Below are 14,612 nucleotides of genomic sequence, written 5' to 3'. Positions count from 1 at the left end.
ACTGCTGCTCACGCGTTTTGGTCGAACAGCAATCCATTGAGTGAACGTCCCCGCGAGGTCGAGACACCCAAGAGCGATTGCAGATTGACCAGGGTCTCCTTGGTCACGTTGTAGGCATCCAGCGCGTCTGAATTTTGGCTGTCGTACTTGCCGCCCGAAGCCAATTGAAACAGATCCACTAGCGCGGTTTGCGTTGCTTCCAAGGCGGTGCCCGTCAAAGAGGACATCTGAGACCCACGGTACAACTCCGAGGCAGCGCCATTGGCCGTGATGGTAAAATTTTCGAAGCTGCCGCGAAAACCTTCGGCGAGTTGAAACCCGATTCGAACGCCGCCCTGTTCGAATTCATACCGGCCATCAACCTTGTCCACTGCTTGACCGTTGATCGCAAATTGCTCGCTCTTGGCCGAGGAGGCGTAGGTACTGGGGGTCCCCGTCCGACGCTGCATGGTGACCTCGGAATCGATTTCAAAAGCGTCCAAGGCCCCTACAAACTCGTCAACGAATTCGAGGTCGATGGAACTTTCGCCGACGGAAACCTCAAACGTGTTGGTCGCCGAAGTGTACGTTTCACCGTTGATGGTCGCTTGCCCGTCTTGCCCATTTGCGTTGCCATTGCCATCACCACCTGTGACGGAAAACTCGTCCTCCTCCGAGCGCAACGTGATGGGATCGATCGCCCCCAGGAACCCTGTGTCGAGGTCAAAGCTCATCACCGCGGAATCGATCGTGATCTCAAATTCATTGCCATCCGCAACGAAGGATTGGCCATTGATCGTGGCCTCGGCGTCCACCCCATAGGCAGTCCCGGTTTCGTCTCCTCCAGTGAGATCGAAATCGCCGTCCGAAGTGGTCACCTCGATGGGCTCGAACGCTCCCGTGAACCCAGACTGCACGTCAAAGGAATACGATCCCAGTGAATCGGTGTAGTCCACCTGATTCCCATCGGCGGTGACCGCTTCACCATTGATGGTGAGCTGGGCGTCCGTGCCCGCGGCGTTTCCATTGCCGTCACCGCCATCCGTGCTGAAGGATCCAGATATCACATCCACTTCGACCGTGCCTTTGGAGCCTTCGTTTTGGCTCTCCAATGTCAACGTGCTTCCCGACAATGTCGCGACCACACCTGTGTCGCCAGTCTGATCATTGATGTCATCCCGAAGCGAACTGAGCGATTGAAACGTCGACACATCCATTTCCACGGTTCCCAATTCACCGGTGAGATGGAAGGTGGCTCTGCTGGTGGCGGCCCCCCAAAAACCATCATAAGTCAGCTGCCCTTTGGTGGCCGTTTGGTCCACGGTACCACTGAGAATGTTGGTCGAACGAGGCTCCGAAGAGTTCACTGTGAACCCTTGAATCTGACTCGCGTTGACTCCCTCGACGTCGACATACTGCGTGATGTCGTCCAATGTCACCTGGATGCTTTCCGACGATCCCACGGCCTGCCCACGGAACTGAAGTGTGTCGCCATCGACAGTCGCAACCACTCCTGTCGATTCCGTCTCCGCATTGATTCGATCGCGAACATCCGTCAGAGCTTCCCCTTGAGCGATCGCGATTTGCTCGCTGCCTGAGTTGCCCGACAGAGTGAACACAGCCGTGTCGACGACATTGCCACCGCTGCCTTGGTATTGCAACTTGGCGGCGTCAGCGGCGGTGGTGACGGTCCCGGACAGATTGACCTCCGCCCCGTCTGCGATACTCTGCAGATCAAATCGGGGAATTTGTGCCGCGTTGACGCCTTCGATCGTGGGGCGGAATTGGCGAACAACATTGGACAGACGAACTTCCGCGTCGTCGCCACGCAACTGCGACACAAGTCGAAGCTCGTTGCCATTGACTTCCGCCCTGACCCCCGTGAACGCCGACACATTGTTGATCTTCTCGGCAAACGAAATCAACGATTCACCCCGAGTGGTTTCCACATTCTCGGTGCCAAGGTCTCCGGTCAAATCAAAGTTGGCCGAGCCGGAGACCAACCCACCGGCGCTGCCTTGATAGGTCAGTCTCGCAACCGTCGCCACCGAGTCGACTTGTCCCTGGATGGTCTGCGAGACGCCTTTGGACAACCGGCTCAAATCCACACGATCCACCTGCGACTCGTTGACGCCGAAGAGCTGGTTGTCGCCATAGTTCCGTCCTGTTCGGATCGGACGCACCGTCGCCTCCAGGCTTTGCGAGGTCCGCGATGTCAAACGCAGTTTTCCATCCACTTCCATCGCTTTGACGCCAACGTTCTTCGAGTTGATTTGTTGAGCCATCCCGGAAATGGAACGTCCCGGTTGAAACTGAATCCGTCGCTCCGAGTCACCAACCTTCAGATCCAGGGTGCCGCCGCCCTGCAAACGCCCCGCATCGGTGATCATGATCTCGGCGTTGCCAGCCTGCTGGGTGATCCCACCAGAGAAACGAGCCGATGCATTGGGCGGCAGCGAAAGGATTTCCAAGTCTTTGATTTGACTGGAATCGAGACCACGCACGTCGGAATTCTCGGATCCGCCCAACGTCAACGATTGCCCCAAGAGTTCACTGATTTCAGTCAGAGCCGTGTCGATACTGCCCTGGAAATTTGTGAAAGAACTTCCAACCCGAGCAGCATCCAAGAGCTTTTCGCTGATCCCGGCAACCAATGAATTGATCCGGTCAGACGTGGTGTCCACGCGACGAAGGAGCCTTTCGGGTTCAGCCTGACTGGACGCTCGGGCGCTCAGTTGAAAGTTCTCGACGAGGAGAGACTGACTTGCGAAATTTGTGGATGTGCTGGAGCTGATTGTCATCGTAGGGGGTACTTGGTTTGGAACAGCTGACTGCCCATGTCACCTAGGAAGGAACCCCCCGGCTCCCGAACTGCCCTCTCACGAGGCAGCACCTGAACTCTAGGTCACAAACCAAGCAGAAGTCGCACGAATATGCGAATTTATCCACCTCAAGAAACCGAACGACGCCATTTCAGGCCGATTCCAACACCGTTTTCGGGGATGTGCCCCGTCTCAACGGTGGGACTCGACCTGTTGGGGCAGCGATCCGTGACAGGTTAAAGTACCGACCTCCGACATCGTTGCGCCCGAGGCAAACGATTGCCACGCGACGAGTCGCACGACTGAATCAAGGGATTTCATCATGGAAAAAGTGCTGATCGTCATCGGCGATGCCACCGAGTTGCTGGACACGATGTACCCGTATTACCGGCTGCAAGAAGCCGGGTTCGAACCGATCGTGACCGCGCCCGAGAAACGGCTCTACCAACTGGTTCTGCACGAAGTGAAACCCGGCTGGACGATCACCAAAGAATGGGAAGGTTACACGCTGGATTGCGACGTTCCCTTCGCGGAAGTGAAAGAAGACGACTACGCCGGCATCTTCTTCTCCGGCGGCCGAGCACCGGAGTACATCCGCTACGACAAAGACCTGGTGCGGATCACCCAACACTTCTTTGACACCAACAAACCCATCGCCAGCGTTTGCCATGGCGTCGAGATCCCCGCCTACGCCGATCGCGTTCGCGGACGCCGAATGGCCACCGTTGCCAAGTGCCAATTCGACTTAGAGGTTTGCGGCGGGATCTTCGTCGATGAACCGTGCGTGATCGACGGCAACCTCGTCAGCGGACGCACGTACCGCGACAACGGCTTCTACATCGCACCCTGGATCCAACAACTCGAAGCCGCTCGCGACGCCAAGAGGTAAGCAGGTGGACAGCAATCATCGGAAATCACCATGTGAGCCGTTTGGGCGTTCGCCCCGGTTGTACGTTTTGAAGTTGCGCCTTTTTTGTTGAATGGCCAACGGCCTTCTTCAACATAGCCAGCGGGCAACGCCCCTGGACCAGGAGAGCACGGCCCCATTTTGGCCAACGGCCAAATTCAATTCAGAACATGTGGGTTGATGTTGGCCGTTGGCCAACTCATTTCCCATTGTTCTCGATTCCTGGGGCAATGCCCCAGGCTACGATGATGAAGGCCTTTGGCCAACAAAACAGAATGCAAAAGCGCAACTTCAAAAGTTGCACGCGGGAGCAAAAACGTTTGTAAAAACGGTTCAAATGCCGAAAGACTCCTGCTGACCTGCCTGGCATGCCGGATGAGACATCCATCCGAAACATGTCATGCGAAGTCAAACAAGCGTCCAACGAGGAGAGCCCAAATCCTCTTGGGCACCGCACCAACACGAATCCCATGTGCACCGCCTGGCAAATTGACCTCCGTCCCAATAGTGTTCGGCCCGACGTTTGCCGGTCGATGCTGAATTGCTAGCAACGACAATTTGGCTTGCCTTCGCTCGCTGGGCGAGAGTGTCTCGTTCGTGCTTCAAGGGAACTGACGGGCAGTTGCGATGATGTGAAACTTTCAATGGTTTGCATCCGCCAGAGTCGAGATGCGTGAAACCGGATTGGCTCATGCGTCGATGTTGCTTTACTCCTGCGTTGAGCGGGCAATCGTTGGTTCGCCATGCCAACCAAAACCAAGCGACTCAAAAGACGAAAGCTTCCTGATGACCAGGGCGAGCGAACACAGGAATCTCTCGTCAAGCCAAAGATCAAAATCGAAGGCCTCAAATACTTCGCCATGCTCAAGCCTCTGCTCGAGCATCTTCACGAACATGAGTGCCAGCGTGATACCGCTGGCAACCGTACGCTGCACTACGATCAGTATTGCATGCTCGTGTTGCTGTATGTCCTGAACCCCACTGTCTCAAGTTTGCGAGCAATCTCGCAGGCCAGTGAGTTGACGAAAGTACGTGACAAACTGGGCAACGAGAAAGCTTCGCTGGGATCGCTATCCGAAGCCGGTGGGCTGTTCTCTGCAGACCTTCTCAAGCCGATCATTGAGGCCTTGTCTGCTGAAGTCAACGATGCTGCCCCGGACCCGCGACTGAGCAGCATTCAGCAAACGATCACCGCCGTGGATGGCTCACTTGTTAACGCCTTGCCGTCGCTGATTGCCGCATCCATTCTGAAGCAAACAACGGGCTCAGCGCTGGTGCGATGGCGACTACACACACACTTTGAGGTCAATAACCTGCTGCCCGTACGAGTCGACGTGACACCTGACGGCGGTGGAGAACACGACGAGCGGGCCGTGCTCAAACGAGTGCTCGAAGAAGATCGCTTGTACGTGATGGACCGTGGCTATGCCAAGTTCTCGCTCTTCAATTCAATCGTCGCGTCATCGAGTAGCTATGTTTGCCGACTACGTGACAACACGGTTTACGAGACGACTCAAGAACTTGAGTTAACCGAGGGTGACCGTGCTGCGGGGGTGCTCAACGATACGATTGTGAAGCTTGGAGGATCGAGCAGCAGCTCAAATTCCCCTGATCATCCGATCCGGTTGATCCAAATCCGCTGCACGCCTCATCAAAACCGCACAGGCGGAAAGGCGAGAGGTTCCAAGGCACCCAACAGCGATGGGATCCTTCGCATTGCCACCAATCTGCTGAATGTACCTGCTGAAATCATTGCCCTGATCTACTCCTACCGATGGACAATTGAAATCTTCTTTCGGTTCTACAAGCAACTGATGGGCGGCGATCACCTTATCAGCCACAACGTCAATGGGATCCAGATCCAAGTCTATTGTTCGGTGATTGCCTGCTTACTGATCAACCTGTGGACTGGATCTCGCCCCACGAAACGAACGTTTGAAATGATCTGTTTCTACTTTCAAGGCTTAGCCAGTGAAGAGGAGCTGATAGCTCACATCGAAAAGCAAGCTGCTGCAGAAGAGGCAAAGCGTGCCAAAGAGGAGCGTCAAGAAATTTGCTAATCGGCGTTGCGGGAAGTCATTTTGCCTGACTGGTCTCGGCGTAAATGCTGCGCGGTACCAAACACAAAAACGCAACGGCCCTGGGCAAGCCGGATCGCTTCGCTTCCTTCGCAATGAACCCACACTCAACTCGCCAACCATCCGCCAATATTCCAGCCGGCAAACGTCGGGCCGAACACTATTGCCTCCGTCCCCTTTTTGTTGGGGCGGGCTGGTTTGGCCGAATGGGTTCTTTCAAATCACTGGCCGATGCGGTCGAAGTACCAGACTTGGCTGGACCAATCCGCGGGTGGATGCAAACGAACCTCGGGGCCAGGCACATCGTCACCGACTGAGTTCTGGCCTTGAGCCTCGCGGGTCAGAACGCCGTCCTCGGGTGCCCAGCCGTTGACCAATCGGAAGCCGCCGTTACCGGCCGGGATGAAGAACCATTGCTGGCTCGTCCATCCTTCATTGAGTGACTGCATCCCGACGGTACCGCCAGGCAAAATCTCGTTGGGGTCGCCACTTGGTGCGGGTTGCCGAGTCAGATAGTCCGCCCCATCGCCCCACAGATTGCGAATGCGATAGGCGCTGGCATCAATCCGTTCCAGCTCCCACTTCAAACTCGACCACGTCTCGGACTGATCATCCAATCGTTCCGCATAAACACCAGTGCCCGGAACGAACTGGCCTTCCGAATTGGGTTGACCAAAACGAGCCAAGTAGGACGTTTGCCAATCCCAACCGCTGGTCACTCGGTAGGTGTCGAAAGGCCGATTCAAAAGCGCCGCCTGCATCTCCAAATACGCCAACTTCGGCGAGATCGGAACGATGCCATCGCCGCCTGCGATCGGCGTTGCAAACATTGATGTTCCGGGTGGAATCACCGTGTCGGAATGTCCCGGTCGACGATCCGCCAAGGTCAATGTGAAGTTCGTATTTTGCAACCAAGAGGTCTCATCGGTGTAGTCCCACATCAAGAACGACTTGCACGCAGGCTGCTCCAGTGCGATCTGCAACAAGTTCGAAAACACGCGAGCTTGTCGTTGAAGTTGTTCTTGCGATGGCGGACTGCCCGCTGGATCTTGTGTGTGCACGGCGGCCACATCGCATTCGGTGATGAAGACCTGAAAACCCTCGTTGGCAAACCGCTGAAAGTTTTCGCGGATGCTGTCGTAGTTGGGTTCGTAGCGGAGATCGAGCCAGTGGTTTTGAAAACCAACTCCGTCGATCGGAACACCTTGATCGCGAAGTCGCTTGCACAACGCCAGCAAGCGATCGGATTTGTCGTTGACCGTTTCAGCGGAGTACTCGTTGAGAATCAGCAACGCGTTGGGATCGGCAGCATGCGCCCACTGAAACGCCTTCGCGATGTAGTCGGGCCCCATGGCCGCGTACTCTTTGTAAGGCACGAAGTTCTGACCGCTACCGAGCCCCATTCGAAGCCCATCGGCATCCATCACGTCACCGTTGTCACCAATGACTTCGTTGACAACGTCCCACACCCAAACACCGCCGGAAACACTGCCCGCCATCGTTGAGGCGTACTGCTGCAGCACCTGCTCGACATCCTCGTTGGGCAATTGCTGAAACCATGGCAAGCGGACGTTTTCGGTTGGATAGACCAACACATGAGCGTGCACCTGCATCCCATTCTGAACCGCCCAAGCAACGTTTCGCGTCAGTCCGGACGTATCGATCGGTTGAGCCGGGTCGGTCCAAGGACCAAACGGCATGAAGGCTTTGGTCGTCACCGCGTTGAATTCCGCGCGGGCCAGGTCCAGGACCGGGGTGTCGAGTGACTCGGTGTCGTACCCACCCATCACGCCGCCAATCGCAAAGTTGGGCGGCACCAGCTCTCTCAGCCGATCGCCGGGAAAGGTTTCCTGAGCCGAGGCAGGCGTCTGCAATCCGGCTGAAAGGCCAAGCAGAACCACACAAACCGTGTGAAAGAAACGACTTCTTGAGGAAAACATGCACACGACCAGTGGACTCATCGGAAGGAACGGAGATCCCATGAGACCCCTCTTCGCTCAGATTGTAGACCGGTCAAACCCCGAAGTTTCCGTTTTCGGAGTGCTTCAGAATTTCCAACTGGCCTCGACGAACACCGCGTCGTGCAAATCGAACTCGATGGCCTCCCGCTCGTACTCCAGCGAACGGTTGAAGACGTAGCCAACCTCCATTCCCCACCCCCGATTGCCCGTCACGAGCGTCTCGTAACCGCCGAAGAACCGAAGCCCTTTCACGGTCAACTCATCGCTCTGACCGTCTCTCAAACCGCCTTGGCGAGTCACCGCCCATGTGTTCCCGCCCAGCGATCCGCCGAGAAATGCCCAGCCCTCTGCCTGGCCTGGATCGACCCACAATCGACGATTGATCTGCGGTCGCGGCATCATCAGATCGATCTTCCACTCCGGCGAAGGCGTCCATGTCAGGCCAATCGCTGGCAGCACACCCAGGTCGCTGCGATCGAAGTAAACCGCGCCCAGCGAAAGACTCAAATCATCTCGGCATTGCCAATTCACGAGCCCCAGTCCAAACAATCGAAACGCGTTGTCACTGGTGGTAAAGTCACTCCGCACGGACGGCGTTGCAATCACAATCGTTGAGACTCGTTCGTTCCACTTCTTGCGGTGAAACAACGTGACGCCAGTGCTGTAGAGCGTGTCGGGTGCATCCGTCCCAGAGAGGCCACCGAGATGATCGGCCCGAAAGAATGGACGCACTCCCAGCAAGTTGTCGAGGCTGCCCAGAGGGATGCCTGTGCTCAGACGAATCTCCCAAAACGTCTCATCCAGTCCACCCGTTGTCCCGGCCCCGACGGGCGAATCACTGCCATCGGTGAGATAACCGCCCAGCAATTCACCGCCTTGGAACACGCCGCGCCGGAAATTCTCGAGTTCCATCTCCGGTGGGTTGGCGACGGCCCATTGCTGGGGCGCATGGAATCGCAACGGAGGTTCAGCCACCAACGACTGAGCGACCGGCGGTTGAATTGGCTGGGTTTGAGCGCCAGCGGTTCCAGCGGAGAACCACAAGAAGAAACCACCCAGAACGAACGATCGTGCACCATCCAATGTGCGACGTCGAAACCGTGTGCCCTCGTCCATGAGGTTTCACTCGTTCAGATGGGATAGGGCTGACAGGAATCGAACCTGCACTCCCGAAGGAACTAGATCCTAAATCTAGCGCGTCTGCCAGTTCCGCCACAGCCCCGTGGCGACCAGACTCAGGCCTGGTCGGTCAATCAAGAGCACCGCTGCACGCCTTCGACGGTGAAGTCGAACATCGTTGCATCGTCACCTTGGCTTTTCGTCGTTGCTGATTGCAACGACGAAAAATTCGCAGTCCCGATCAGTTGGCGCCGGGTTCGCCGCCTTCGGCAGCCACCGTTGGAACGACCCAAACCTTCAGGCTGGCGTCGACTTCGCTGTGCAAGTGAATCTTCACCGTGTACAGACCCAACTCTTTCAAAGGACCTTCCAAACGGATCTGGTCTTGAGCCAAGGTGATCCCGCTGGCCTTGAGGGCATCCACGATTTCGTGAGGGCCGACACTGCCGTACAGGTGACCTTCGTCGTTGGCGTTGGCTTCGATCGTGATCGACTGCTTGGCCAATTCGTCGGCTTGTTCGCGGTAGCTTTTCAGCTTTTCCAGCTCGATCGCACGCAATTTTTCGCGGTGCTTTTCGACCATTCGTTTGTGGTGGTCGGTCGCGATCGTTGCCAAACCTTGTGGCAACAAGTAGTTCAACGCGTAGCCGGATTTGACTTCGACCAAGTCACCTTGGCGTCCGAGGTGCTCCACATTGTGGATCAACAGCAGTTCGATACCGCCGTTCTGTCCTTTTGGAAGACGTTTGAAGTGGCTATTCGCACGCCGAGTCGCTGATTTTGACATGGTTCAGGGGTCGAAGAAAAAGGGTTTCTGATTCGGGATGAACGGAGGTGACGTGAACGTCAGGCGGCAGTTTGGAAGCTAGAACGGGATGTCTGGCTCGTCGTAACCTGGGCCGTCTCCGGTCGGTTGTGAATCATGCGAGGAAGGAGTATTGGAATTGACGTAATTGGAAGGTTGCGAGTCGACTCGGGACGCTTCCGAACTGGGTCGTGAGGCTGCGGGTCGTCCGCCTCCCCCACCACCGCCACCGGATTCACCTCGGCCGCCGATCATCTGCATGCGTTCGCCGATCACTTTGACCTTGGAACGCTTCTGACCGTCTTTTTCCCATGTGTCCTGTTTCAGACGGCCTTCGACGAAGATCGGTGAACCTTTGGAAAGGTACTCACTGGCAACTTCTGCGGTGCGTCCAAAAAGCGTGATTTCGAAGAACGAGACATCTTCGACCCACTGTCCATCGGACGCTTTGCGTTTTTCGTTGACTGCGATTGAAAACTCCGCGACGGCCATCCCACTGGGCAAATAACGCAGTTCAATGTCACGGGTTAAATTACCCATCAACATCACGCGGTTAAAACTTGCCATGGTTGAGTCCTCCCGGAATTCGAATCAGTCGTGATCAAGCATCAGCGGTTTCAGCAACCGCTTCGCCGGAGTTTTCGGTTGACTCTTCGTCGGCACCTTCCGCACCAGCCGGTCCGGTGAACTGTTCACCGCGAGCGTTGGCCAGGATGGGCTCGACCAAACGTGGGTCCAACCGGATGGTCAGCTCCCGAATCACGGGCTCTGCCAAAGCAAAGGCGCGAGCCAACTTGGTCAAGTTGGGACCTTCCATGCTGAAATAAATCAGGTAGTAGGTGCCTTTTTGGTGCTTGTCGATTGGATAAGCAAGCTTTTGCTCCATCCACATCCGACTGACTTGCACTTCACCACCGTTCTCGGCGATCAGCTCTTCGAGCTGCTTCGCGACGCCACCGGGGTCGCGTGCGTAGTGGTTGCTATCGAGAATGAACAGCGTTTCGTAAGTGTTGACTTTTGCCACGGGACAGATCGCGGGAGGTGCGGGAACGGGAAAAAAAGTGACTAAGCGCCGCTGGCGGCATTGTAACGGTTCATGGCTTCCGTCACCCCCTTGGCCACCCAGCAAGCGGTGGCGTCACAGGAATGCACGATGGCATGTTCCATTTCTTCTAATTCAGTTTTGTCAAACTTGCCCAAAACATAATCGGACACCTGCCATTTTGCTGGTGGACGTCCAATTCCGATCTTTAGTCTCGCCCATTGATCGCTGCCCAGGTGACGAATGATGTCGACCAGGCCTTTTTGACCACCTGCGGAACCCGATCGTCGCAATCGAACGCGACCGGTTTCGAGGTTCAAGTCATCACAAATGACGAGGATGTCTTCCGGGGAAAGTTTGTAATAATCAATTGCCTTGCGGACACTTTGCCCACTGGCGTTCATGTAAGTATGCGGGCAAAGCACCAAAACCTTTTCGTTTTCGATGCGACACTCGCTGATTTCTCCCTCAAATTTGGTCGTCGGGGGAGAACCGACAAACCGACGCACCAAAGCGTCGGCGACCATGAATCCAATGTTGTGGCGAGTCTGATCGTACTTGCGACCAGGATTCCCCAAGCCGACGACTAACTTCACTCGTCTGCGTCGCCAGAGCCTTTGCTGATCACCTCAGGTTCCGCCAAGGAGTCGCCTGCTTCGGCGATTTCTTCATCGCGTTGGGCTTCGATGTGAGCGATCACGACGTCTCCGTCAGTGATCAATTCCACACCTTCAGGCAACGTCAAGTCGCTGGCAAGTTTGTGCTGGCCGACGCCCAATTCAGCGATTTCCAGAACCAAGTGGTCAGGAATCGATCCTGCCGAGCAACGAATTTCAACTTCGAAAACGTTTTCAAGCAACATGCCGCCTTCGCGAACACCAACGGCTTCGCCGTGATGCACGATTGGAACGCCCAATTCAACCTTTTCCTTCAGGTTGACCCGAATCAGGTCCATGTGCAGCACTTCAATCCCCAAGGGATCCCACTGCATGTCGCTGACCAAGGCGGTCTCTTCGACATCGCCAGCCAGTTGAACCGTCTTGCTGTGGTGACGCAGCAAACCTTTGACTTGCGCCGATGGTACCGCCAAGTGCTCGTTGGCTTCGCCGTGACCGTACAAGACTGCGGGAACATGACCGTCGCGACGCAAACGGCGAGTGGCGGCCGTGCCGGTGGATTCACGTTTGGTGACTTGAATGACGTCCGTCATAACGGGGACCGACCTGGGCAATAAAAGTGGAGATGGAAGGGGAAAACCGCGGTGAAATCTTGTTCGCAGCCATCATCGTTGAACCAAAACCGGCACTTTGGAAAGTGAGATTCCGAACACGGGGCGCGGGATTCCTGGCGGAGCAATTTTTCGAAGCACGGCAGTATGCCGATTTCCTGCCTGTCTGCAAGGCCAAAACTACCTGTTTTGCGTCCTCGATCCAGTTGCACTGGCTATGCCATCGTTGATTGCGTCCAACATCCGGCCCAATGAAGCTTCATCCAGCCCTCGATTTCCCAGGTGGTCTCGCAACGCGGGAGTCCAAGGAATCGACGTCTTTCCCGGCAATTGCTGCAGTGCAAAGGCCCGATCACTGGGGATGGTCCAGGAGATTTCGTTTCCATCGACATGAATGGCGCGATCCTCCACCGTATCAGCCGGAATGAGATGAATCGGCATCGCCGATTCGATCGCCCACTGCTGTGCCCCGGGCGGCGTGAGCTCTTCATTGAGCAACCAGACCGCCATTGCCGTCCTCCCCGTCTGGGGGTGCGTCCAAACCAAATGACGCATCCGACGATCGACATGCTGAGCGTTGATCGACATCAACGCGGTGACATCGAAGACGATCAACGACGTGGTCTGGATCACGACAAGCGGCGGGTCCAGCATCGCTTCGTTCTTGGCCAACACGCGACTGGCGATCATCCCCAGGTCCGCTCCCAGCGATTCTGCCTGCTTTGAATTGACAATCGTTGGTCGCTTGCCAATCAAGTAGGAATGCCCCAGCCCCACTTCGCGAAGCTGGTACTCACCGTCCTCTTGAACCACCGTCGCCATGATCGCCAACCCGAACAGACTGCTGTTCTGACGCACCAGATCGGTGACGTCGCCGACATCGCCATGGGTCAACTTGGGTGTCCCCAAAAACAACAGTTGGTTGAAGCGATCTCGCGGCATCGACTGGGCCACCAACCCAGGCGGCAGTCGAACGACTCCGGAATTGACTCCCCAGGTGGCTTTGGCGATTGGTTGCTGGGCGAAGACCGAATTCGGCCCCGATGCCGACAACAGCAGCAAGGTTGCGGAGATCCAGCCACACCAAACGGCAATCGCCAAACCAACCTGAAACAGGCGGGTTTGGCGATGCGAGTCAGATTCCATCGAATGGATTCGTTTCATCGGCGATTCAAAGTGCTCAAGCACTCTTGGTCGTTGGCATTTTGAACAAGTCTTGCTTCCCGGTCACGATCGCTTCGTCAATCGTGTAGACCTTCCCGTCTTCTTGTTCTGGCAGGTCGTACATGATGTCCAGCATCACATCTTCCATGATGCCTCGCAAACCACGAGCCCCGACGCCCTTGTCGACGGCTTTCTCAGCAATCGCATGCAAGGCTTCTTCGGTGAACTCGAGCTCGCAATTTTCCATCGCAAACAACGCTTGGTACTGCTTGACCAACGAGTTCTTGGGTTCGGTCAAGACTTGAATCAAGCCTTCCAAGTCGAGTGGCTGCAGGTAGCTGATGACCGGCATCCGTCCGACGAGCTCGGGAATCAAACCGAACTTCAAAATGTCTTCGGTTTGGACTTGAGCGACCAATTCACCCGGGGTTTGTTCATTGCGAAGGTTGGCACCTTCGCCGAATCCGAGCGTGCGATGCCCCAGACGACGGCGAATGATCTCTTCGATTCCAACGAACGTTCCGCCACAGATGAACAGAATATTACTGGTATCGAGCTGAATGTACTGCTGCTCAGGATGCTTGCGTCCGCCCTGAGGTGGAACGTTGGCAACGGTCCCTTCCAGCATTTTCAGCAAGCTTTGCTGAACGCCTTCGCCGGAAACGTCACGAGTGATCGAGACATTGCCGTTTGTGCTTCCGATCTTGTCGACTTCGTCGATGTACAGAATCCCACGCTGAGCGGCTTCGACGTCGAAGTCGGCTGCGTGCAGCAATTTCAGCAACAGGTTCTCGACGTCTTCACCCACGTAACCCGCTTCGGTCAGCGTGGTCGCGTCACCGATTGCGAACGGCACGTTCAACATGCGAGCGAGTGAGCGAGCCAGCAACGTTTTCCCGCTCCCGGTTGGCCCGGCCAACAGGATGTTGCTCTTCTCGATCTCGACCTCGCCATTGCTGCCGTCGGCACCACTGCTGAGTCGTTTGTAGTGGTTGTGAACCGCCACCGCCAAAACACGTTTGGCTGAGCCTTGACCGATGACATAGTTGTCCAGGTGCTCGACGATCGACCGCGGTGACGGGATGTCGCTGAACAGTGACTTGGACGGGCCACGTCGACGCTGCTCCTGGTCCAGAATGGATTGACACAGGTCAATGCACTCGGCACAGATGTAAACGTCTCCGGGGCCTTCGACGAGGGGACCGACGTCACGGTAACTCTTACGACAGAAGCTGCAAAACGCATTCTTCTTCGTCGCTGCGCTGCCGCGGCGAGAGTTCGAAGTTTCCTTGGTGGGCATACACGACTCCTTACTTTTATGAGTCCAACATTGCGGGCTCGTCCCTCGGCGTCGGCGGATGACGATCAATGAGGTTTTCGCGGGCAATCGAGCGTCAACACCGAACTCGGTGCTCACGCTTTATTGTACGCAATTCCTCGCATCCACCGAACATTGAAGGCGCGTTCTCGCAAAAGAACTCGACACATCGAACGGATCGGCCACGAC

12 protein-coding genes and 1 tRNA gene are annotated in these 14,612 nt (G+C 56.0%); 2 read left to right on the top strand and 11 right to left on the bottom strand.

The features are described from left to right. Window positions 1-8 precede the first annotated feature (8 nt). Entirely contained in the window at window positions 9-2,663 is a 2,655-nt protein-coding gene (locus PSR62_RS03955) for a flagellin hook IN motif-containing protein (protein ID WP_274406520.1), read from the bottom strand. A gap of 460 nt (window positions 2,664-3,123) precedes the next feature. On the opposite strand from PSR62_RS03955, the gene PSR62_RS03950 reads away from it, so the two are divergent. After that, window positions 3,124-3,690 (top strand): DJ-1/PfpI family protein, encoded by a 567-nt coding sequence (locus PSR62_RS03950; RefSeq protein WP_274406519.1) that lies wholly within the window; start codon window positions 3,124-3,126, stop codon window positions 3,688-3,690. A gap of 761 nt (window positions 3,691-4,451) precedes the next feature. Continuing rightward, on the top strand, window positions 4,452-5,768 hold the full coding sequence (locus PSR62_RS03945; RefSeq protein ID WP_274403829.1) for an IS4 family transposase: 1,317 nt from the start codon (window positions 4,452-4,454) through the stop codon (window positions 5,766-5,768). 239 nt (window positions 5,769-6,007) lie between these two features. Here the strand turns inward: PSR62_RS03945 and PSR62_RS03940 are convergent, their stop codons facing one another. The 10 genes from PSR62_RS03940 to clpX all read right to left on the bottom strand — a co-directional run bounded on the left by PSR62_RS03940 (window position 6,008) and on the right by clpX (window position 14,405). Further along, window positions 6,008-7,726: an endo-1,4-beta-xylanase gene (locus tag PSR62_RS03940; RefSeq protein ID WP_274406518.1), complete on the bottom strand. Its 1,719-nt coding sequence runs from the start codon at window positions 7,724-7,726 to the stop codon at window positions 6,008-6,010. 105 nt (window positions 7,727-7,831) lie between these two features. After that, on the bottom strand, window positions 7,832-8,863 hold the full coding sequence (locus PSR62_RS03935; RefSeq protein ID WP_274406517.1) for a DUF6268 family outer membrane beta-barrel protein: 1,032 nt from the start codon (window positions 8,861-8,863) through the stop codon (window positions 7,832-7,834). Window positions 8,864-8,887: 24 nt separating this feature from the next. Beyond that, window positions 8,888-8,969 (bottom strand) — tRNA-Leu (locus PSR62_RS03930). A gap of 138 nt (window positions 8,970-9,107) precedes the next feature. Further along, entirely contained in the window at window positions 9,108-9,653 is a 546-nt protein-coding gene (gene rplI, locus PSR62_RS03925; RefSeq protein ID WP_274406516.1) for a 50S ribosomal protein L9, read from the bottom strand. 78 nt (window positions 9,654-9,731) lie between these two features. Continuing rightward, window positions 9,732-10,238: a single-stranded DNA-binding protein gene (locus PSR62_RS03920; protein WP_047814681.1), complete on the bottom strand. Its 507-nt coding sequence runs from the start codon at window positions 10,236-10,238 to the stop codon at window positions 9,732-9,734. A 34-nt stretch (window positions 10,239-10,272) separates the two neighbouring features. Beyond that, window positions 10,273-10,695: a 30S ribosomal protein S6 gene (gene rpsF / locus PSR62_RS03915; protein ID WP_274406515.1), complete on the bottom strand. Its 423-nt coding sequence runs from the start codon at window positions 10,693-10,695 to the stop codon at window positions 10,273-10,275. A gap of 41 nt (window positions 10,696-10,736) precedes the next feature. Then, a complete protein-coding gene (pth, locus tag PSR62_RS03910; RefSeq protein ID WP_047814683.1) occupies window positions 10,737-11,309 on the bottom strand; it encodes an aminoacyl-tRNA hydrolase in 573 nt (190 codons plus the stop codon). After that, entirely contained in the window at window positions 11,306-11,923 is a 618-nt protein-coding gene (locus PSR62_RS03905; protein ID WP_274406514.1) for a 50S ribosomal protein L25, read from the bottom strand. Before PSR62_RS03905 ends, pth begins: the two co-directional genes overlap by 4 nt. A gap of 198 nt (window positions 11,924-12,121) precedes the next feature. Further along, window positions 12,122-13,105, bottom strand: coding sequence for a pyruvate kinase (locus tag PSR62_RS03900; protein WP_274406513.1), 984 nt, complete (start codon window positions 13,103-13,105; stop codon window positions 12,122-12,124). A gap of 16 nt (window positions 13,106-13,121) precedes the next feature. Continuing rightward, window positions 13,122-14,405 (bottom strand): ATP-dependent Clp protease ATP-binding subunit ClpX, encoded by a 1,284-nt coding sequence (gene clpX / locus PSR62_RS03895; protein ID WP_047814686.1) that lies wholly within the window; start codon window positions 14,403-14,405, stop codon window positions 13,122-13,124. Window positions 14,406-14,612 lie beyond the last annotated feature (207 nt).

The organism is Rhodopirellula sp. P2, from assembly GCF_028768465.1.
In the GTDB taxonomy this organism is placed as follows: domain Bacteria; phylum Planctomycetota; class Planctomycetia; order Pirellulales; family Pirellulaceae; genus Rhodopirellula.
The sequence above is the reverse complement of the archived record's forward strand: the minus strand, read 5'-3'. Positions and strand labels throughout refer to the sequence as shown.

Bases quoted from the DNA above. Each gene is read 5' to 3' on its own strand.
- PSR62_RS03950 (WP_274406519.1), top strand. From the start codon at position 3,124: ATGGAAAAAGTGCTGATCGTCATCGGCGATGCCACCGAGTTGCTGGAC.
- PSR62_RS03920 (WP_047814681.1), bottom strand. From the start codon at position 10,238: ATGGCAAGTTTTAACCGCGTGATGTTGATGGGTAATTTAACCCGTGAC.
- PSR62_RS03935 (WP_274406517.1), bottom strand. From the start codon at position 8,863: ATGGACGAGGGCACACGGTTTCGACGTCGCACATTGGATGGTGCACGA.
- PSR62_RS03945 (WP_274403829.1), top strand. From the start codon at position 4,452: ATGCCAACCAAAACCAAGCGACTCAAAAGACGAAAGCTTCCTGATGAC.
- PSR62_RS03900 (WP_274406513.1), bottom strand. From the start codon at position 13,105: ATGAAACGAATCCATTCGATGGAATCTGACTCGCATCGCCAAACCCGC.
- PSR62_RS03905 (WP_274406514.1), bottom strand. From the start codon at position 11,923: ATGACGGACGTCATTCAAGTCACCAAACGTGAATCCACCGGCACGGCC.
- clpX (WP_047814686.1), bottom strand. From the start codon at position 14,405: ATGCCCACCAAGGAAACTTCGAACTCTCGCCGCGGCAGCGCAGCGACG.
- rplI (WP_274406516.1), bottom strand. From the start codon at position 9,653: ATGTCAAAATCAGCGACTCGGCGTGCGAATAGCCACTTCAAACGTCTT.
- PSR62_RS03940 (WP_274406518.1), bottom strand. From the start codon at position 7,726: ATGTTTTCCTCAAGAAGTCGTTTCTTTCACACGGTTTGTGTGGTTCTG.